At 55.6% G+C, this 20,790-nt stretch carries 11 protein-coding genes; 5 read left to right on the top strand and 6 right to left on the bottom strand.

Features of this window, described 5'->3' with window-relative positions; translation table 11 throughout:
• Positions 1-57: 57 nt before the first annotated feature.
• Both recQ and yaaA read left to right on the top strand, forming a co-directional pair.
• Positions 58-2,103, top strand: coding sequence for a DNA helicase RecQ (gene recQ, locus Z948_RS0107100; protein WP_025058871.1), 2,046 nt, complete (start codon positions 58-60; stop codon positions 2,101-2,103).
• A 52-nt stretch (positions 2,104-2,155) separates the two neighbouring features.
• Positions 2,156-2,935: a peroxide stress protein YaaA gene (gene yaaA / locus Z948_RS0107095; protein WP_025058870.1), complete on the top strand. Its 780-nt coding sequence runs from the start codon at positions 2,156-2,158 to the stop codon at positions 2,933-2,935.
• Here the strand turns inward: yaaA and Z948_RS0107090 are convergent.
• Positions 2,920-5,109 carry a response regulator gene (locus Z948_RS0107090; RefSeq protein ID WP_025058869.1) on the bottom strand — a complete coding sequence of 730 codons (2,190 nt, stop codon included), beginning with the start codon at positions 5,107-5,109 and terminating at the stop codon, positions 2,920-2,922. The two genes, yaaA and Z948_RS0107090, sit on opposite strands and share 16 nt — an antisense overlap.
• Positions 5,110-5,240: 131 nt before the next feature.
• On the opposite strand from Z948_RS0107090, the gene Z948_RS0107085 reads away from it, so the two are divergent.
• The 3 genes from Z948_RS0107085 to Z948_RS0107075 are packed head-to-tail and all read left to right on the top strand — an operon-like array spanning position 5,241 to position 13,624.
• Positions 5,241-10,655 carry an alpha-2-macroglobulin family protein gene (locus Z948_RS0107085; RefSeq protein ID WP_025058868.1) on the top strand — a complete coding sequence of 1,805 codons (5,415 nt, stop codon included), beginning with the start codon at positions 5,241-5,243 and terminating at the stop codon, positions 10,653-10,655.
• Positions 10,652-12,685, top strand: a complete 2,034-nt coding sequence (gene pbpC / locus Z948_RS0107080) for a penicillin-binding protein 1C (RefSeq protein ID WP_025058867.1) — start codon at positions 10,652-10,654, stop codon at positions 12,683-12,685. Before Z948_RS0107085 ends, pbpC begins: the two co-directional genes overlap by 4 nt.
• Before the next feature lie 27 nt (positions 12,686-12,712).
• Positions 12,713-13,624 carry an AEC family transporter gene (locus Z948_RS0107075; RefSeq protein WP_025058866.1) on the top strand — a complete coding sequence of 304 codons (912 nt, stop codon included), beginning with the start codon at positions 12,713-12,715 and terminating at the stop codon, positions 13,622-13,624.
• On the opposite strand, the gene Z948_RS0107070 is transcribed toward Z948_RS0107075, so the two are convergent.
• From Z948_RS0107070 to Z948_RS0107050, 5 genes are read right to left on the bottom strand one after another with little or no spacing between them, the layout of a single operon-like run.
• Entirely contained in the window at positions 13,621-14,049 is a 429-nt protein-coding gene (locus Z948_RS0107070; protein WP_025058865.1) for a GNAT family N-acetyltransferase, read from the bottom strand. The genes Z948_RS0107075 and Z948_RS0107070 overlap by 4 nt on opposite strands.
• A 3-nt stretch (positions 14,050-14,052) precedes the next feature.
• Entirely contained in the window at positions 14,053-16,095 is a 2,043-nt protein-coding gene (locus Z948_RS0107065) for a membrane protein (protein WP_025058864.1), read from the bottom strand.
• Positions 16,092-18,857 (bottom strand): DUF4159 domain-containing protein, encoded by a 2,766-nt coding sequence (locus Z948_RS0107060; RefSeq protein WP_025058863.1) that lies wholly within the window; start codon positions 18,855-18,857, stop codon positions 16,092-16,094. The genes Z948_RS0107065 and Z948_RS0107060 overlap by 4 nt, the downstream gene beginning before the upstream one ends.
• On the bottom strand, positions 18,854-19,735 hold the full coding sequence (locus Z948_RS0107055; protein ID WP_025058862.1) for a DUF58 domain-containing protein: 882 nt from the start codon (positions 19,733-19,735) through the stop codon (positions 18,854-18,856). The genes Z948_RS0107060 and Z948_RS0107055 overlap by 4 nt, the downstream gene beginning before the upstream one ends.
• Positions 19,732-20,757, bottom strand: a complete 1,026-nt coding sequence (locus Z948_RS0107050; protein ID WP_025058861.1) for an AAA family ATPase — start codon at positions 20,755-20,757, stop codon at positions 19,732-19,734. The genes Z948_RS0107055 and Z948_RS0107050 overlap by 4 nt, the downstream gene beginning before the upstream one ends.
• Positions 20,758-20,790: the final 33 nt, after the last annotated feature.

Here is a 20,790-nt window from a genome sequence, read left to right as displayed (position 1 = left end):
TCCATCAGTGATGTGTGATTCTGTGAGGGCTGCTTTTCCAAATTTCAGGTCTCATGAATGTCCGGCGCTACTTCGCTGCTAAAAGATGTGTTCGGCTTTGACGGGTTCCGCCCCGGGCAAGAAGAAATCGTCGAGGCGGTAACCGTTGGCGAGAACGTTTTAGCCATCATGCCTACGGGTGGCGGCAAGTCTTTATGCTTTCAACTGCCAGCGATGATGCGCGACGGGGTTACGGTGGTGATCTCACCCTTGATCGCGTTGATGCGGGATCAGGTCCGCGCCCTGCAAGAGGCGGGTGTTGGCGCAGGGGCGCTGACCTCTGGCAATACCCCCGAAGAAACGGACGCTGTTTGGGAAGGGCTAGAGGCGGGTACGCTAAAGCTACTTTATATGGCACCCGAACGGTTGGCGGCGGGCTCTGTGATGGGCATGCTCAAACGGGTTGGCGTGCAACTGATCGCCGTTGATGAGGCCCACTGCGTAAGCCAATGGGGCCATGATTTTCGCCCCGACTATCTGCGTATCGGAGAGCTAAAGCGCGCGCTGGGCGTTCCGCTGGCTGCTTTCACAGCGACAGCCGATGCCGAAACGCAGGCCGAGATTATTCAAAAGCTGTTTGACGGAACGCCGCCGCGCTCTTTTCTGCGGGGATTTGATCGCCCAAACATCCACTTGGCCTTTAGCGCAAAGAACAGCCCTAGAAATCAGATCCTTAATTTCGCAGCTGCCCGCCGTGGCCAATCTGGGATCGTCTATTGCGGCACGCGCGCCAAAACCGAAGGCATCGCCCGTGCGCTGAATGAAGCGGGACAAACCGCAATCCATTACCACGGTGGGATGGAGGCCGAAGACAGGCGCATCGCCGAGCGGCGTTTCCAACAGGAAGACGGGCTAATCGTTGCCGCGACCGTGGCCTTTGGTATGGGGATCGATAAACCGGATATTCGCTGGGTCGCCCATGCGGACCTGCCCAAAAGCATCGAGTCCTACTATCAGGAAATTGGCCGCGCTGGCCGTGATGGCGCACCTGCCGAAACTCTGACCCTCTTTGGCCCCGAAGATATCCGCCTGCGTCGTACTCAGATCGACGAAGGGCTTGCTCCGCCAGAACGGCGCGCTGCAGATCATGCGCGTTTGAACGCCTTGCTGGGCTTGGCCGAAGCGCTGGAATGTCGGCGTAAAACCTTGCTGGGGTATTTCGATGAAACCGATGTTACCTGCGGGCGATGCGATTTATGCGATACGCCTGTTGATACGTTTGATGGCACGACCGCCGTTCGAAAGGCGCTGTCGGCGATGTTGCGCACCGAAGAATGGTTTGGCGCTGGGCATTTGATCGACATTTTGTTGGGGAATGAAACCGACAAAGTCAAACAACGGGGTCATCAATCCTTGCCGACATATGGGGTTGGCAAGGAATATTCAAAACCCGAATGGCAGGCGGTTTTCCGTCAAATGATGGGCCGTGACCTGATCCGCCCAGACCCTTCCCGCCACGGCGCGTTGCGTATGACGGACGCCGCATTGCCGATCTTGCGGGACGAAGCCAAGATCACGCTGAGACGCGATAGTATCAAAGCGGCAGGCGCTGGCCGCCGCCCCGCCGTAAAAGCGATGGTCAACGAGGAAGACGCGCCATTACTAAGCGCGTTGAAAGCAAAACGGCGTGGTCTGGCCGAAGCAGCAAAAGTGCCTGCCTATATCATCTTTACCGATCGCACCTTGATCGAGATGGCCGAGACCCGCCCAGTAAACCTAGACCAAATGGCGGGTGTCAGCGGCATTGGTGCCAAAAAGCTGGATAGCTACGGCGCGGCGTTCCTCGAAGTGATCAATGGCGAAGCCGAAATGATGCACCCGCAACGACGCAAACTCGCAGGGCGAGAGGCCGGTGATGTTTACGATCAGCTGATGGAAACGCAGGCTGGGCTTTCGCGGGGTGCCTTGGGGACAGAAAAGCCGCTAAGCTGTTCTGCCTCTCTCTTGGCAAAGGTTGCGCAGCTTCGGAATGCGGATTTGGCCGCAATTGAACGTATCTTGGGTGAACGCCGAACCGAACGTTTCGGCGCGGCATTTCTGGACGTTCTAAAGGCGGCAGAGTAACAAGCGACAGAGCGAATTTAGATGCGCAGCGCGATCCAAAAGAGGAACTGATATGCTAGTAGTGATTTCTCCGGCCAAAAAGCTTGATTGGACAGAACGCGATCTGCAAACAACAACACCTGATTTCGGAGCCGAGGCGCTGAGTTTGGCCAAGACTGCCCGAAACCTGACCTTGGGTGATTTGAAATCCCTCATGTCGCTTAGCGATGATTTGGCCAAATTGAACCGCGACCGGTTCAAAGCATTTGAGGAAACCCCCGCACCTGAAACGACCCGCCCCGCGGCGTTGGCTTTTGCAGGCGATACCTATCAGGGGCTCGAAGCGGGTAGTTTGGATGCGGATGAAATGGCCTATGCTCAGGACCATTTGCGGATCTTATCCGGTCTTTACGGTGTTCTGCGGCCCCTTGATTCCATTCAACCTTATCGTTTGGAAATGGGCAGCCGATTGAAAACGCGGCGGGGTAAGAACCTGTATGAATTTTGGGGTACAGAGCTCTCTAAGGCGCTGGACCTTCAGGGGGAGGCCACAAAAAGCGATGTCTTGATTAACTGTGCTAGTCAGGAATATTTTGGGGCCGTTGACCTGAAATCTCTTAAGCTACGCGTGATCACACCGCAGTTTATGGAGGACAAGGGCGATGGCAAAGGGCCAAAGATCGTCAGCTTTTTTGCGAAACGCGCACGCGGCGCCATGGCACGGTTTATCGTTCAAAAACGCATAGATTCAGCCGATGGAATTTTGGAATTTGACACTGGCGGGTATTCTTACGCGCCCGAGCTATCCAAACCAGATGCACCTGTGTTCCTCAGGCCCTACCCAACCACCTGAGCAGGGTCGTCTAGGAGCAGCGGCAAAGTTCCTTTCGGTTGAGCAAGTTCAATATGCTCTTGGATAGCGGCCTTGCGCAACGGTTTGGTTAGATAGTGGTCCAAACCCGCTTTCAAAATCGAGGTATCGTCATCGCGAAGCGCATGGGCTGTCATGGCGACCACTGGGATGTGTTTTCCTGTTTTGGTCTCGATTTTCCGGATGGCTTGGGTGGCTTCCTTGCCATCCATTTTCGGCATTGAAATGTCCATAAACACTAAATCAGGTTTAAAGCTTTGGTATAGTTCAACCGCTTCAATCCCGTTTTCTGCGAACTTGAGATCGATATTCAGGGATTTAACCATTTTGCTGAACACCAACCGGTTCGTTTTATTATCTTCGGCTGCCAAAATGCGCATTTGACGGGTCTCAGCACGCGGTGATTTATCAGAGATTTGTGCGGGGCTATCTTTTGGCAGTATGTCGCTGAGTGTGGAAATCCATGTGCGACACGAAAGAGGTTGTTGCAACATCTTTGCGAATTTGGTCGCATCAGGTGATTTGTTCAATTGGGCAGTATTTTCGCTAATCAACAACAATGGCTTTTCGAAATTCATCGCGTCCAACTTTGACGACAGAGACAGCGCATCAACTTGCGGCGGTTGATGGTCAGTGATGACAATATCGATCTGGTCGTCCAAAGCGTCGATCGCGTCAGCAGTGGATGAGACACCAATGGTTTGTACATTGAGACGGGCAAGCTGGCTTTCCGACAACGCGCGGCTGGCCGGATGAGCGTCAACAACCAAGACTTTGCGCAAGTTTTCAGGCAGGCAAGGGTCGATGGTTTCGGCACCTTCCCCAACATTCAATTCAATCCGAAAGCAAAAACAGGATCCGGCTTCTTCTTTGGAGGTAAACCAAACCTCGCCGTCCATCATTTCAACCAGGCGTTTCGTAATCGCCAATCCAAGGCCCGTACCGTCGAATTTTCGGTTACGTTCATTTTCCACCTGATTGAACTCACCAAAAATGTGATCCCTCATATGTTCGGGAACACCGATGCCAGTATCTTCCACAGATACGGTGACGGAAACGGTTCCATTTTCAGGCTGAGGCGTTCCCGTCACATGGACGACAACATGGCCTTTGGATGTAAATTTGACAGCGTTTCCAACCAAATTGGTGAGAACCTGCCGAATGCGGCCAGCATCACCCTCAAGAAGATTGGGCAGGAATAGATCGAAATCCAAAAGAAGCTCGATTTTTTTGTCTCGTGCCATGGGTTTTGACAGCATGATCACTTCTTGGCAGGCCGCTTCCAGATCAAAGGGGGCAGTGTGCAGTGAAAGACGGTCTGCTTCGATCTTTGAATAATCCAGAACGTCGTTAATGATCACCAACAGGGCTTCGCCAGAGTTCTTAACCGTTTGAACATAAAGCTGCTGTTCCTCTGTCAGGGAGGTCTCGCTTAGTAATTCGGCCATCCCGACCACGCCATTCATCGGGGTTCGGATTTCGTGACTCATATTCGCCAGAAATGCAGATTTTGCACGGCTTGCAGATTCAGCAAGCTCACGGGCCGCGTCCAATTCGCGTTCATATTTAACGGTAGCGGTGATGTTCAGACCTAAGGAAACCATATCCCCGCTGGGGCCTCTTTGGTCGATCATCTTTATATAGGCCCCATTCCAAAGTTGGATCACTTCGGGTTCTGGGTTTTTTTGTTGAAACCGCTGCAACATGCGTTGGCGCCATTCTGTCGGCTCTACCCCACCTAAATCAACGATCCCTTCATCGGTGAGTGCTTGTAAAATAGTGATGAAATTCACACCTGGTTGGATCACTTCCAACCCTTCAAAAACCGCCAAATAGGCCTGATTGGCCATAATCAGTTGGTTGTCGACGTCAAAAAAGGCAAATCCGTCTTCGATCGTTTCGATTGAATGCCACAGCCGCCGTTCAACCACGGCAATCTTTTCGTGGGCGGCATGTAGATCGGATTTTACCTTGCGGTTTTCTTCCCCCATGCTTTCAACCAAAGCGCGGGTATCAACGATTTCTTCGCTTAATTGCTGGGTATTTAGACCCAGCTTTCGATTAGCTGCAAACAACTCAGCCTTCTTCAGCTCAAGCAAACGCTCAGCTGCCAAACGGGCGCGCCGCTCTTCGGTGAGTTTGTTGTGTAGGCTCATCGATTCCTCATTGTCCGCATAGGTGACCTTTATTTGGACCAAAGACCGTAAAAATGTACTTAAGGCGCTTCCCCTTGCTTTGACGCTGGTCAGCGTGTCACGCTGAATGCATTTACATAAGGGATTCTGTCATGCGCATTTTGCAGCTATTGGTCGGCGTTTTTTTGTTGGGAACTATTTTTTCACCCCCAGCAATGGCTCAAAATGTGCTTCCTGATCACCGATATCTTTATTCGCAAGATGTCGATTTTTACGGTGCGGATCTGGGGCCTCTTTTTGATACCAATCGCGCGGCATGTGTCAAAGCATGTGATGCACAGCCATCTTGCGTGGCTTTCACGTTCAACACACGATCAAAGGCATGCTTTCCCAAATCCGAGGTTTCAGAAACGGAGATTTTTGAAGGGGCTATTTCGGCAAAGAAGATACGGACACCTCAATCAATCCAAGAGACTGCAGCGCGCGCAAAAGCGGAGATCGAGTTTCTGCGGCCAGAAGACTTCACTGCGGCAAATCGGCTGGTTCTGATAAATGCGGAGCGTTTCCCGACAGGAGATTTCCTATTAGAGGATGTGACAGCAGCCTTGAGCGCTACTTTGTCTCGCGGGAATATGGCTTCTGCATCTCGTTGGGCCAGTCAGGCGGTTGCGATGTCTGACCGCGGCGATCTGTGGGCGCAATTGGCATGGCTGGGGCTTAGACCTCGCGGCGAGATGCCCCGCGATTTGGCGCGACGGTTAAAACAGGATGCAATCCCAGCAGCGATAAACGCCTATCTTCGGGCCTCAAACGAATACGAACAGGTGACGGCGCTAGACCTTTTGGCGCGGGCATTGGAGGCAAACAGGCGCGGACGGGATATGATCGCACCCTTGCGCTTAGCCCAAGAAATTGAACCCCGCCAAGAGCTACAAGCGGCCTTGGATGTTGCGATTGGGAAATACGGGTTTCGGATCGTAGATACGCGCGTGGACAACAACAGCGCGCGGCCTCGTATCTGTGCGGAGTTTTCGGAAAATCTGGTACAGGCGGGTACGGATTACACGCCATTTGTCCGCCTCCAAGACCCGACATTGATCGTAGAGGCCGGTAATCGCGACCTATGTATCGAAGGTGTACAACACGGCAGCCAATATACGGCGACCTTCCGGTCAGGATTGCCTGCTGCCAGTGGAGAGGTGCTGCACAAGGACGTGCCGATCTCTCTTTATGTTCGTGATCGAGAGCCCTCGGTGCGTTTCACTGGGCGTTCTTATGTTTTGCCGCGCAGCTCTTTGGCGGCGTTGCCAATCGAAACCGTCAATTTGGATCGTGTCGAGCTTTTGTTGCGCCGCGTAAGTGATCGCAACCTGTTGCGCGCGATTCAGGATAGCTATTTCGGCAAGCCGCTTAGCAAATACAAAGAGGATCAGTTTGCGTCCTCTATCGCTCAGAATATCTGGGTTGGCGTCGGTGACGTAGACAATAAGCTGAACCAGAACGTCACAACGCGACTGCCCATGGCCGAGGCGCTAAAGGGGCAGCCAGCTGGGATTTACGCGCTGACGGCAAAAGTGAAGGGTGCTGACCCCTATGACACCCCTGCTGCGACGCAATGGTTTGTCCTTACCGATTTGGGGCTAAGCACCCTGTCTGGCGTGGATGGATTGCACGTGAATGTTTTGGGGTTAAAGGATGCTGCGGTTCGGGCAGATGTTACGCTTAGCCTGATTTCTCGCTCGAATGAGGTTCTGGGAAAGGTGGCAACGGATTCCAACGGCCGTGCGCATTTTGAAGCAGGGCTAACCCGAGGGAACGGCTCATCTGCTCCGGCGCTTTTGATGGCTGAAGGCAGCGATGGGGATTTCGCGTTTCTGTCGCTTCTTGACCCGGAATTCGATCTTTCAGATCGTGGTGTAGAGGGACGCCCACCCGCTCCGCCAATCGACACGTTCCTCACCACCGATCGCGGCGCGTACCGCGTTGGTGAAACAATCCACGCAACGGTGTTGACCCGTGATGAAGGTGGCAAGGCAGTGAACGGTCTGCCGTTAGTTGCAGTGCTGAAACGCCCCGATGGCGCAGAATACAGCCGTGCGCTGAGTGCAAATGCTGTATCAGGCGGCCATGTTTTTGCACTGCCGCTATCAGGCCAAGCCCCCCGAGGGGCGTGGCGGTTGGATGTTTTTGCAGATACCAACGCGGCGCCTCTGTCTTCTCAGACTATTCTGGTCGAGGATTTCTTGCCTGATCGGGTCGAGTTTGATTTGGGCCTGCCTGATACCCCGCTAAAACTGGGCGATGCGCCCACTATGGAAATTGAGGCGCGGTATCTGTTTGGGGCGCCAGCAGCAGATATGCCTGTTGAAGGCGAAGCGCGTCTGAGCACGACAAGACGTTTGGACGCCTTTCAAGGGTATCTGTTTGGCCGTCATGACCAGCGGTTCAATACGCGCACAGCTTATTTAGACAACACCCGAACCGACACCGATGGCATAGCGCGCACTACACTCAAAATGCCAAAAGTTGACGAGCTACCAACCCAGCCTTTGCAGCTTTCGGTGGTTGCGCGCATTTCCGAAGGGTCGGGGCGCCCTGTTGAGCGCCGAGAAACACGTGGATTGGCCCCCCAAGGGCCGATGATCGGGATCAAACCCGCGTTTGATGACGTGCTAGCCGAAGGCGAAGAGGCGCAATTTGACCTCATAACCACCCAAGGCGAAATGGCCGTGCGCTGGACCTTCAACCGTATCGAAACCCGTTATCAATGGTATCAGAATGGTGGCAATTGGGCGTGGGAACCCATCACCCGCCGTATCCGTATTGATACTGGAGAAAGCACCTTAACCCCTCAGCCAACCTTGCTGTCTTTACCGACCGAGTGGGGGCAATACGAGCTGGTTGTCGAAAACCAAAACGCCCCATATGCAGCAACGTCGGTTTCTGTGGCTTCTGGCTGGTATGGGGGTGGCGATACGTCCAGCACTCCGGATTTTCTGGCCGTGTCCTTGGACCGGGAAAGCTATTTGACGGGTGATACGGCAAAGCTACGTATCGTGGCGCCCGAAGCTGGGGTCGCGAACATCTCGGTACTGTCCAACCGCGTGATCGAACAGATGAACCTCGCTGTAGACGCAGGTGAGACGGTGATCCCGCTGAACATCACTGAAGAATGGGGCAGCAGTGCCTATGTGACGGCTTCGGTAGTCAGGCCGATGGATGAAAACGCTGGCCTCAATCCCGCGCGTAGTCTGGGCTTGGCCCATGCTCAGATCTTACCAGCGGGCAAACAGCTCACGGTTACTCTGAACGCCGCTCAGGAAGTCGACGGGCAGGCGGGTATTTTGGAAGTGCCAGTTCAGGTTTCGGGTCTGAAAGGTGCAGAGGCGGGCTATGTCACTTTGGCCGCTGTTGATGTGGGCATTTTGAATTTGACGGGTTTTGAAGCGCCCGACCCTTCACAGCATTACTTTGGGCAGCGACGGTTGGGCGTAGGGATGCGCGATGTCTATGGGCGGCTGATTGACGGCTTGAGCGGTCGGATGGGGGCAACCCGTTCGGGTGGTGACGCAAGTACGGCCGCGCAGCTGCAATCGCCTCCCCCCACCGAAGACCTGATGGCCTTTTTTAGCGGTCCTGTGAAATTGGATGCGAATGGCCGCACTGTGATCAAGGTCGAAAGACCTGCCTTTAACGGCACAATCCGTTTGATGGCTGTCGCGTGGAGCGAAACAGCCGTCGGCAATGCAACCAGCGATGTCGTCGCGCGCGATCCTGTTGTCATGACGGCTAGCCTCCCTCGATTGATGGCACCACAGGACAGCAGCCGCTTGTTGCTGGAACTGGTTCATACCGGCGGCGCAGCAGGGGTGATGGCGCTGGACATAACAGCGGATGCTGGAGTGGATGTTCGCACGGTTTCGGGTGAGGTGAACCTGACGGAGGGGGGCAGCCTGCGGTTGCCGCTTGATCTGCGGGCTCTCGAAGTGGGCGATCATAACATTTCGGTCAAACTGACAACACCTGATGGACAGGAACTGAAGAAAACACTGATCCTGCCAGTGCGCCTCAATGATCCCGAGGTCGCCACCACGCGGCGATTTGCGCTGGAGGCGGGGCAGACATTTACCTTTGATGCCGAAGCGTTTGCAGGTCTGCACAAATCGACGGCCTCAGCGACATTAACAGCAGGCCCTCTGGCGCGGTTCGACGTTCCTGGATTGTTGCAACAGTTGAATCGGTATCCCTATGGCTGCACCGAGCAGGTAACCTCTGCGACCGTGCCGCTTTTGTATCTGAGCGGGCTGGCAGAGAATTCAGGATTGGGCACGCCATCCGAGATAGACGCAAAAATCCAAGCAGGCATTTCGCGTGTTTTGGCTCGGCAGGCATCAAACGGAGCCTTTGGCCTTTGGCGCGCGGGGAGTGGTAACTTCTGGCTCGACGCCTATGTGACCGACTTTTTATGGAGAGCGCAGTCGCAGGGGCATCACGTGCCGCAACGGGCTTTGTCTGCGGCTTTGGACAACCTTCGCAACCGGATCAATTTCGCACCTGATTTCGATAGCGGCGGCGAAGACATTGCTTATGCGTTGCTTGTGCTTGCGCGGGCAGGGGCTGCGCAAATGGGGGATCTGCGCTATTACGCCGATACCAAAGCGGCAGCATTTTCTACCCCGATGGCGGCGGCACAGTTAGGGGCGGCCCTAGCAGCATACGGAGAGCCAACCCGCGCAGATAGAATGTTCGCGCGGTCGGCTGCCCTGTTGTTAAAGAAAATCAACTCGACCCAATGGCGGAATGATTTTGGAAGCGCCCTGCGGGATCGCGCGGCTGTTCTGGAGCTGGCAACGTTGTCCCAAAGTCAGGCGATTGATTTAGACGGGCTGGCAGAATCAATGTCTTTCAGGCGAAATCTATCCACGCAAGAGGCGGCTCAGGTTGTACTGGCGGCGCACGCATTAGAGGCCGCGCCAAACAATACCCTTGAGGTAGATGGCGTAGCAGCAACAGGGCCGGTTGTGCGTCAACTTAGCGGTGATGTGCCATCCGTTTCCCAAATTCGAAACACTGGGGCCGAGGCCACAGACATCACCCTAACCACTTACGGGGTGCCGCAAACGCCTCCTGTGGCTGGCGGGTATGGCTATGCGCTCACCCGTAAATACTTTTCCATGGAAGGGGAGGAGATTACAGGGCCCGTGGCCAGCGGCACCCGTTTGGTCGCGGTTTTAGAGGTAACGCCATTTGAGGAAATCGGAGCGCGTTTGATGATAGACGATCCGCTGCCGGGAGGGTTTGAGATCGACAACCCCAACCTGTTGAACAGCGCGTCGATCACGGCGTTGAAATGGATCAAGGTGAAGGAAACACAAAACGTTGAATTCCGCGCGGATCGGTTTCTTGCGGCTGTGGATCACGAAAGCTCAGATGCCTTTCAACTGGCTTATGTCGTGCGGGCCGTAACACCGGGTGAATACCACCATCCGGCAGCTTTGGTGTCTGATATGTATCGCCCTGAGTATCGCGCACATACCGCATCGGATCGGTTGATCGTCACGCCATGAAATCTATTGGCACGACATTTATCACCTTGGCCTTGGTGATGGGGCTGGCCGCCCATGGGCGTGATCGGCTGGATGACTGGGTTGCCCAGACCAAGCTCCCCCCTGTTCTGTCCGAGGTTGCAGTGGAAGTGCGTGCAAGGGATGGTGCAATGTTGCGTGCCTTTCCCGTTGAAGAGGGGCGGATGCGGTTGGCTGTCCAGTTAGAGCAAGTTGATCCTGATTTTGTTGCTCAGCTGATCCGATACGAAGACCATCGGTTCTATAGCCATACTGGTGTTGATTTCGTTGCTATGATGCGGGCAGCGGCTCAGGCCGCTTGGCATGGGCAGGTGGTGTCGGGCGGATCTACGCTAACGATGCAGGTTGCGCGTTTGCTGGAAAACTCTGGAACAGGGTCGGTGACAGGCAAGTTGCGGCAAATGCGGGTTGCTTGGGCGTTGGAGCGGCGGCTGAGCAAAGAAGACATCCTGTCCCTTTACCTTCACCATGCACCTTATGGGGGAGCGGTTGAAGGGATACGCGCGGCAAGTTGGGCTTGGTTTGAGAAAGAGCCTTATCGCCTGACAGAACCGGAAGCGGCATTGTTGATTGCACTGCCCCAAGCACCAGAAGCCCGCAGACCGGATCGCCACCCAGTTGCAGCATTCGCAGCGCGTGAACGGGTGATGAAACGATTGGATATGGGAGCCACTGATCGGCAGCCCGATATCCCGCGCAAGATGCGGTCCATTCCCCAAGATGCGCCGCATCTTGCGGCAATGCTCCGCTCCAAGGCCCCAACGGCATTGCGCCATGACACGACGATTGATGCAAATCTGCAACGGCAAATTCAGGCGCTGGCTCTGCGGGCTGTGGCCCAGCAACCCAAAGGTGTTTCAACCGCGATCCTGATCGCCGATCACACAACCGGAGAAATCCTTGCCCATGTTGGGTCTCCGGCCTATTCAGCCGCTGGTGGTGCGCTTGGGTTTGTGGATATGACCTCGGCTATCCGCTCACCTGGATCAACGCTGAAGCCCCTGATTTACGGGCTCGCCTTTGACGAAGGGCTGGTGCACCCCGATACATTAATCAATGACGCGCCTGTTTCATTTGGAACCTACGCGCCGCAGAATTTTGATGGCGAATTTCGGGGCATGTTGACCGTTCGCGATGCGCTGGGGCTATCGCTGAATATTCCTCCGGTTTTGCTTACGCATGAGATGGGTGTCGCGCGGTTGATGGCTGGCCTGCGCCGCGCGGGTGTTGACGCAAAGCTGCCCAGCGGTCAGGCGGGTTTGGCCGTTGCCTTGGGCGGAGCGGGTATGACTCTTCGCGATTTGGTTCAACTATATGCAGGCATTGCACAAGGGGGCAGAGCGCAAACCTTGCATGAACAGCCCCTTGCAGCACCCCCATCGCCACCACGTCAAATCATCTCGGATGTTGCAGCGTGGCAGGTTACCGACATCTTGGCTGATATCCTTCCACCCCGCGGTACAGCAGCGGCAGCAGGGCAGGTGGCCTATAAAACGGGGACTTCTTATGGCCACCGAGATGCTTGGGCCATTGGGTATGACGGGCGGCATGTTGTGGGGGTCTGGTTGGGTCGGCCTGATGGCACCCCGGTACCTGGTGCATTTGGGGGCGATCTTGCGGCGCCGATCCTGTTCGAAGCCCTAGGGCGCATTGGCCACACACGAGAGGCGTTACCCCTTCCTCCAAGTGACACGATCATTCTGGGCACTGCCAGCCTACCAGAACCGTTGCGGATATTTCAGCCACGTGATGCTGTTTTTGCAAAGGAACGCCATAGCCCCGTGGTGACCTTTCCACCTGACGGAGCCACATTGCGGCGCAGCGGATACGGCGTGCCCTTAAAGCTACGTGAGGGCGTTCTGCCATTAACCGTTCTGGTTAACGGCGCACCTGTTCTGACCCAGTTGCGTGAACGCAATGCGGTTCTGTCACTGGATGTCGCGGGGTTTAACGAGATTTCAGTCATCGATGCAAAAGGGCGCAGCGCAAGCGTTGAAATACGGCTGGACTAATTCGGGTGCGGGTGACACTGCTCAGGCATGTCATTTGCCCTCTCCATATTGCCGCTTTTGCTGATCATTGGCTCAGGTTACGCCTTGGCCAAATCCGATATCATACCGCGAAACAATTGGGGGGCGATTGAAACGCTTTCTTTTAGGGGGTTGATCCCTGCAACCCTCATTTTAGCAATCTCTCGGTCGGATCTATCGCTAGATCGTTTTGGCGGCTTTGGCGCTGCTTTGGTTGGGACCTTGATTGTGGTGGCTGTTTTTGCGTTGGCGCTGCGGTTGATCCCCTGTGAAACGCTAAGTAATGCTCAATTCACATCCTTGTTTCAGGGCGGCATTCGCTGGAACGCTTTTGTTGCCCTCGCCGCTGCCGAGCAATTTTTGCCGGATGGAATTGCGATTTTGGCTATCGCCATTGCTGTCTTGGTGCCGATGGTCAATGTCACCTGCATTGTAGTCATTGCGTCCTTTGGCCCTTCCAAGGCTAGTTTTTCGCGAATTTTCAATACGCTTATCCGCAATCCTCTGGTCCAAGCCTGTGCAATTGGTTTGACGCTGAATTTGAGCGGGCTGTCCTTGCCCGAACCGATCGCCCAGACATTAGATATGGTCGGTCGTGGCGCCTTGGGTGTTGGTCTGTTGGCTGTCGGTGCGGGGATCAGTTTGCGCCGTTTGACGCGAATAAGATGGCAGGTTGTTTTGGGTGTGCTCATGCGGCCAGTTTTGGCTTCCAGCATGTTTGTCATTTTCGGTAGGATGCTAGAATTGCCGACCGATCAGATGTTCGCTGGTGCTTTGGTCTTTTCAGTACCTGCTGCCGCAAATGGCTATATTGTCGCCAAACAAATGGGCGGGGACGCAGAGCTGTATGCAAACATAATGACATGGCAGGTTGTTGTGACGCTTTTGGCGCTGCCGTTTTGGGCGCAGTTCCTTCTTTAAAAGCGCAAGATCATCCCGTGTTTTTCGTGGCCGGAAAACCCAAGGCTTTCGTAGAAACCACGCGCGCCTCTGGCTTCGCCCGTCAGTAACATCGCTTTGTAACATCCTTTAGCTTTGGCTTTGTCCAATCCAGCCTGCAACACCGCTTTGCCGATGCCTTTTCCCTGATGTTCAGGATCGCAAATCACATTTTCAACAAGCGCATAAGCGCGTCCGCCCGAGGTCATATTCGGCAATATGTGAAGGGTGATCATTGCGACGATCCTATCCTCGATCTGGGCACCTACGATGGTTGTGCCAGCATGGTCCAGAACCGCATGAAACGCCGCAGGGTCCGTTGTGACAGGAACCGGATCGCGGGTTAAAACCTGATATAGCCTCAGCGCATCGGGAAAATCGTCAGCTATGAGATCCCGAATGATCATCGGCTAGCGGCGCCCTTCCCGTAGCCATGCGGCAGTTATCAAACCAGCACTCAGCAGCAGGACCAGCCAAGCAGGCAGGATCGGGGTTTGGCGGACGTCTTTGGTTTCATAGGCGTTGCGCGGGGTAAAGCCGATCCAACCGCGGCCCGCAGCCGGACGCCCTGCACGCACGTTTCGAATGCGCGGAAGACCGTCTTCCAAACGGGTGATGCCCCCCCTCAAAGCGCTAACCGCTGGCTCAAGCGCGGCACCGTCTGCGATTGTCTCGACAAATTCGCGTGGCGCTGCTGGCCCTAGGCCAATGACGCTCAGCTGGTCACCATTCTCTAGACGGTAAAGGCCAATTTCCGGACCTGTAAAGGTTGCCGTGAAACGTCCCGGAGCGGTGGGTTCCAACGTCAGTTCGGTTGTCTCCCCATCAGGGCCAGTGATCGTTAGGGGTGGGACCTCTTCGCTCAAACTACGTCTTTCAATACGCATGGTCTGGCCGTCTGCGGTTGCAGTAAGGGCCTCTTCTTCGAGTTCGGGTTCGCCCATCATCCAATGGGCAAGGCGGCGCAAAAGCTCTAGCTGTGGGCCGCCGCCTTCGTAGCCTCTGTTCCACAGCCACGCATGATCAGAGCCCAACATGGCGACACGGCCTTCTTCAACGCGGTCCAGAACCAAAAGGGGACGATCATCGATGCCTGTCATAACAACGTTGCCCGATGTTGGGTTGAGCTCGATCTGGCGCAGCCAGCGGCCCCATTCACCCTCATTGGGCAAGCCCGAAGTCACTGGATGGCGGTCACCAAGGTCAGACACCACGGGCAAATAGGGTTCATCCAGAACACGTGCCGTTGGGTTGGCTGGCAATATGGACCCAAGAGGCGAGCGATAAAGGCTATCGGCACTGGCAAAATCAGGGCCAGCCGAGACCAGAACAGCGCCACCTTTGCGCACATAGTTTGCGATATTGTCTAGGTAAAGCGAAGGGAGAATGCCGCGACGTTTGTAACGATCAAAGATGATGAGATCAAAGTCGTCGATTTTTTCCATGAACAGTTCACGTGTCGGAAAGGCGATCAGAGAGAGTTCCGAAACGGGTACGCCGTCTTGCTTTTCTGGCGGTCGCAGGATGGTGAAATGAACAAGGTCGACCGAGCTGTCGGATTTCAACAGGTTGCGCCAGATGCGCCCCCCAGCGTGGGGTTGCCCGCTGACCAGCAGCACGCGCAAACGATCCCGAACGCCGTTCATTTGGATCACGGCAGCATTGTTGCGATCTGTTAGCTCGCCTTCCGCTTCGGGCAGCGAAAAGCGCAAAACATTGCGCCCGCCATGGGGCAGGGTCACTGGCAATTCCAAATCTTCACCAATCGGCACCTGAAACCGCTGCGGGTCTTCGCCATCAATTGAGATGTCCAGATCGGCGAAAGCTTCTCCCGCAGGTGCATTGCCAAGATCATCAATACGCAGGGTTAAAACAACAGGCTCACCGATGATCGCAAATGCGGGCGCGCCAAGAACACTTAGCCGACGGTCCCAATCCGTTTCCTTCCCGCTCAGCAGAACATGAAGCGGGGCGGGGAGCTCGATAGGTAATTGGGCATCATGGACGCGCCCGTCCGTTACGGCAACGATGCCAGCAACCCTTGCACGTGGTTCTTCGGCCAAAGCTTCGGAAAGGGCGGTCATCATCTCAGTTCCCGCATCGCCCTGTCCGTCTGGAATAGCAATACGCCGAAGATCAGTGTTGGGGCGGGCAAGGATCTGGGCTGCAATGCGATCCGCAGCGGTGGTGGATTGGGCTTCCCGATCCGCAAGGCGTTGGCTGGCGCTTTCGTCCTCTAGTAATAAGACAATATCGCTAAGGGCTGCGCGGTCTTCTTGCTGAAAGGATGGTCCGGAAAGTGCGGCAAGAACCACAACGGCTGCAAGGCCCCTTAGGCCCGCTCCGCGCAGTCCCCGCGCAGCGGCCACAAGCGCACTAATTGCCGCAATGACGGCGACCATCACCAAAAGAGGCCAAGGGATCATTGGGTCAAATACAATTGTCGACGTCATTGGCCCAACCTGTCTAGCAGCGCAGGAACATGCACCTGATCTGATTTGTAGTTACCGGTAAGCACATGCATCACCAAATTCACGCCAAACCGATAGGCGATCTCGCGCTGGCGCTCTCCGCTATAGCCACGCCCAACGGGAACCATCGGGCCGCCTGTAGAATTGACTGCCCACGCTGCGGCCCAGTCATTCCCGCCGATCACAACGGGTGTTACACCGTCATTAAGATCACGAAAGGGCATGCCTTCGATTTGCTCGGCGTTTGGATCAGCGGCTTCGACCCATACATCTCGTCCAGCATGACGTCCTGGAAAATCCTGCAAAAGGTAAAAGGTACGGGTGATGACATGATCGCTGGGAAGTTGTTCCAACGCGGGAATGTCTAGCGGTGCTGCAAGCTCTTGCAACTTGCGGCCATTCGGGCTCGACGCGCCAAAACGGGATGTATTGGAATCTCGGGTGTCAAACAGGATCATGCCGCCGGTCCGTAGATAGGCGTTTAGCTTGGCATAAGCCTCGCGAGAAGGGGTGGCTTGGTTGGGGGTGATCGGCCAATAAAGCAGTGGAAAGAACGCCAGCTCGTCGGTCTCTAGGTTGACGCTGAGCGGGTTCGCAGGTTCGACAGAAGTGCGGAAAAACAGGGTGTCGCTTAGACCTCGCAGACCAGCCAGAGCGATTTCATCAACCGTGTTGTCACCCGTAATGATATGCCCCAGAACCAGTTCAGAGGTCGCGGCAAGGGCAAAATCCTCTTGCTCAACCTGTGCGTCGAGAGGGGTTGAAAGCACTAGCAATCCCCCTAACACAGCCGCTGTAGCATTGCTGCGGCTGAGCAATCGACCCGACAATGAAAGGGAGACGACCACATCTGCCAAAAGTAGCAAAATCGCCAAGCTAAGAAGCCAGCCTGCTATGGGTTGTTCTGGTGCCACCGTTAGGCCTCGAACAGTTATGTTTGCAGGCCAGCTTGTGCGGGAAATCACGCTGTCGGTGCTTAGCACATTACGGGCTAAAACCCGATCCCCCGAAGAATAAAGCCCGGGGCGTAAATCGGGGCCGGTAGGTTGTTCGACCAATGCAGGACCATCAATTCCCGGTAAAACGCCAGCATCTGACAGTGCGCCAAACCCGTTCAAGACCCGCCGTGGAACCCATGTTGTGCCCTCCAATGCGGTCGAGGTCGCGCTGGCGGCTGAGGAAGAGACCGCGAGGCGCTCTAACATTTCGACGAAAAGGCCAGACAATGGCAGTGTCGACCATTCGGGCGTTGCCGTGACGTGGAACAAAATGATCTGCCCTTGTCCGACGTTTTTACGGGTCACCAGCGGGGTGCCATCGCTAAGGGACGCGATAACGCGCTCTGACAATGTCGGATCAGGTTGGGCGACGACCTGTGCGGTGACGGTCACATCATCCGGCACAGAGAGGCCAAAGAAAGGAGAGCCTTTGGAAAAGGGAGACAGCGCCTTGGGCTCTCCCCAGCTCATGGCGCCCCCTACACTGCGACCACCGGCACGTAGGCGAACAGGCATGAGCGGGTCTTCGTCTATGCGCGATACGTCACTGGCGGCAACGCGAGGTCCCGCAAATCGAACCAACATGCCGCCGTTTTCCACCCATTCCATCAAAGGTTCGGCATCCGTTGAAGGCAGGGCCGCAACATCAGCCAGAATGATAACGTCAGGATTTGCTGGTAGGGCGTCGACCATCGCGCCAATAATCAGGTCTGCAGTAGGGGCCAAAGCCTGCTCGATATAATGGTGGGGCGAAAGCAGTTCTAACCTTTCGCGGTTTTCACGGTCCGAAATTACGGCAACCTCGCGGCGGCGCAACCCATCGTCGCTTAGCGCGCTAGCACCAGCTGAACGCTGGCCTGCGATATCAAATCGGGTGATGCGCGCGCGCAGCTCTGACGGCAGGACCAATGCGATGTCTGCTTGCGTTTCGCCTTGCTCAAACGTGGTAGTTGTCGAAGCCAGAATTCTACCGTTTCCAGCAGGATCGCGACCAATGGCCTGAAGGGTAATATCACGGGTAGGCCCACTCGCAGCACGCAGCGCAGACAGCTGCACCGCGCCATCTTCGTACCGCGCGGGGCGTAGGGCTAAAACATTGATTGCAGTTTGATAGGCCTCGACCGTTCCACGCTCTTGAAGCAGGTTTAATAGCGTCTCGTGCCCTTCATAGGCCAAAGTATCGCTGAACCAGAGGGTATCGAAATCTCCAACGCCATTCAGGGCGGTCATTGCCTCATCAAGCATTGCCAAACTGGGTTGCCATGGTTCTGGCGATAGTCCGGCCAGCCTGCTGCGCCACGCATCAGCAGACTGGAAAACGGGGGGCTTGGGATTGGTCAAAGTCAGAAACCCGACAGTGCGTTCCAAACGGCTGGCGCGGGTGAGCTGGGCCTCGATCGCTTCGAGCTGTTGCGGCCAGCGCGTTGCACCGGCCCATGACCCATCAAGCACGAATAAAATGGGCCCATTCCCGTCGGCTTGCTCTTCTTCTGGATTCAAAACAGGGCCTGCCAAGCCGATGATGATCGCGGCCAAAGCGATCATGCGCAGCAACAGCAACCACCAAGGTGTCCGGTCGGAGACGGTTTCGTCATCCTTGAGGCCTAGCAGCAGCGCCACACCGGGAAAGCGACGTTTGATCGGCGCGGGGGGGACGGCGCGCAACAGTAGCCATAAAATGGGTAACGCAGCCAAGCTGAGCAATAACCAAGGCGCGGTAAAGCCTATTCCGCCGAGAACCATCATGCCGCCACCGCCTTTGCATCAAGGGCACCAAAAAGCCACAGCAGCGCGGTCTGTGCTGTGCTGTCGGTGTGGTGCAATCCATATTGCCAACCGGTCAGCGCACATAGGGATTGCAGCTCGGCTTTGCGTTCGGTCAGCCGTTCCAAATAGCGGTCCTTTAGATCGTTAGCCTTTAGGGTTTCATGGCTAATCGTTCCGCCCATGCTTTCAAATATGGTGCGGCCCGTGAATGGGAATGCTTCCTCTGAGGGGTCCAGTACATGGTAAAGCACACCGCGCACACCCCTGTCTGCGGCTTTGGTTAAGGCAGTGCGCACATCGTCGATATCGCCCATAAAATCCGAGATGAAAACCGCGCGCGCATGAGGGATCATCGCGCGATGCTCTGGTGGGGCATATTCAGCATCATCGTCTTTGCAAAGCAGTTCGGCCAGCGAAAGGATCTGCTGTCGCCCTGCGCGCGGAGGAAGCTGGGTGCCGGTAAGGCCAACCCGCTCTCCGCCATGGTTTAACATGATCGCAACAGCAAGAGCGAGGAGGCGCGCGCGGTCTACCTTCCGAGGAAGGGCATCCGAAGAAGCGAAGCGCATGGATGCGCCTTGATCCACCCACATCATGACCGATTGGGCAATTTGCCATTCGCGTTCGCGAACAAACTCTGTGTCACCCATGGCCGAGCGTCGATGGTCGATCGCACGTCGGCTATCGCCTGCTTGGGCGGGCCTATACTGCCAGAAATCATCACCCGCACCCGCACGACGACGGCCATGCGCACCCAGCAGGACAGCCCCAGCCAGATGTTCAGCCCGCGCCAATAGGGCAGGAAAGGCGGCAGCTTCGGCTTCGGAAGCGGCCCGCAGGGTAGGGGGGGTATTCACGCGACGGCGGCCTTTGTAGAAGTCAGATCCAGTGCAGTATCCTCGATCAAAGCGGTCAGGCTATCGCCACGCGCCCGCGCAGCAAAGTTAAGCGCCATGCGGTGGATCAAAACAGGATGGGCCATATCAATGACATCCTCCGCGGAAGGGGCAAGGCGCCCCTGAAGCAATGCACGCGCGCGAACAGCCAGCATCAATGCCTGAGCAGCACGTGGGCCAGGGCCCCAAGCAACAGTTTCCTTCACACGATCACTGACGCCTTCTTCTTCGGGGCGGAAGGCGCGCACAAGATCGAGGATCAATTCAACAACAGAGTCACCAACCGGCATCCGGCGCAAAAGGCGCTGGGCGTCTAACAGCTGCTCTCCTGTGAAGACCTCAACGGCTTGGGCTTCTTCTTCACCAGTGGTGGCGATCAGGATATCCCGTTCGGTTTCACGGTCTGGATAGTTGATATCGATTTGGACGAGAAAACGGTCCAGCTGCGCCTCTGGGAGGGGGTAGGTCCCCTCTTGCTCAATCGGGTTTTGGGTTGCCAGAACATGAAAGGGCGACCCGAGTGAGCGGTTCTGCCCCGCGACTGTCACAGTCTTTTCCTGCATCGCCTGCAAAAGAGCGGATTGCGTGCGCGGTGAGGCGCGGTTGATCTCATCTGCCATCAAGAGCTGGCAGAAAATCGGGCCTTCGATAAAACGAAAACGGCGGCTGCCATCTGCATCGCTTTCCAATACTTCGGAACCAAGAATATCTGCTGGCATCAAATCGGGCGTAAACTGAACCCGTTTGCCGTCCATCCCCATGACAGTGCTAAGGGTTTCAACCAGTCTGGTTTTTCCTAGTCCCGGTAAACCCACCAGCAACCCATGGCCACCGCATAGCAATGCTGTCAGCGTTAGCTCGACAACCCGCTCTTGCCCGACGAACCGCGCGGTAATGGATTTGCGCGCCTCGCCCAGCTTTTCGCCCAAGGCTTCGATCTGTTCGACCATGTCTTCGGCCGCTTTTGTATCTGCTTGGGTCATGACTTCTCCGCTGTGCAGTTTATATCGTTATGA

It is taken from the genome of Sulfitobacter donghicola DSW-25 = KCTC 12864 = JCM 14565 (assembly GCF_000622405.1).
In the GTDB taxonomy this organism is placed as follows: Bacteria; Pseudomonadota; Alphaproteobacteria; order Rhodobacterales; family Rhodobacteraceae; genus Sulfitobacter; species Sulfitobacter donghicola.
This window is presented reverse-complemented; position numbering and strand designations above follow the sequence as displayed.

Excerpts from the sequence above, each read along its gene's own strand:
- recQ (WP_025058871.1), top strand. The coding sequence starts at position 58 with ATGTCCGGCGCTACTTCGCTGCTAAAAGATGTGTTCGGCTTTGACGGG.
- Z948_RS0107060 (WP_025058863.1), bottom strand. The coding sequence starts at position 18,857 with ATGATGGTTCTCGGCGGAATAGGCTTTACCGCGCCTTGGTTATTGCTC.
- Z948_RS0107085 (WP_025058868.1), top strand. The coding sequence starts at position 5,241 with ATGCGCATTTTGCAGCTATTGGTCGGCGTTTTTTTGTTGGGAACTATT.
- Z948_RS0107070 (WP_025058865.1), bottom strand. The coding sequence starts at position 14,049 with ATGATCATTCGGGATCTCATAGCTGACGATTTTCCCGATGCGCTGAGG.
- yaaA (WP_025058870.1), top strand. The coding sequence starts at position 2,156 with ATGCTAGTAGTGATTTCTCCGGCCAAAAAGCTTGATTGGACAGAACGC.
- pbpC (WP_025058867.1), top strand. The coding sequence starts at position 10,652 with ATGAAATCTATTGGCACGACATTTATCACCTTGGCCTTGGTGATGGGG.
- Z948_RS0107065 (WP_025058864.1), bottom strand. The coding sequence starts at position 16,095 with ATGACGTCGACAATTGTATTTGACCCAATGATCCCTTGGCCTCTTTTG.
- Z948_RS0107050 (WP_025058861.1), bottom strand. The coding sequence starts at position 20,757 with ATGACCCAAGCAGATACAAAAGCGGCCGAAGACATGGTCGAACAGATC.
- Z948_RS0107075 (WP_025058866.1), top strand. The coding sequence starts at position 12,713 with ATGTCATTTGCCCTCTCCATATTGCCGCTTTTGCTGATCATTGGCTCA.
- Z948_RS0107090 (WP_025058869.1), bottom strand. The coding sequence starts at position 5,109 with ATGAGCCTACACAACAAACTCACCGAAGAGCGGCGCGCCCGTTTGGCA.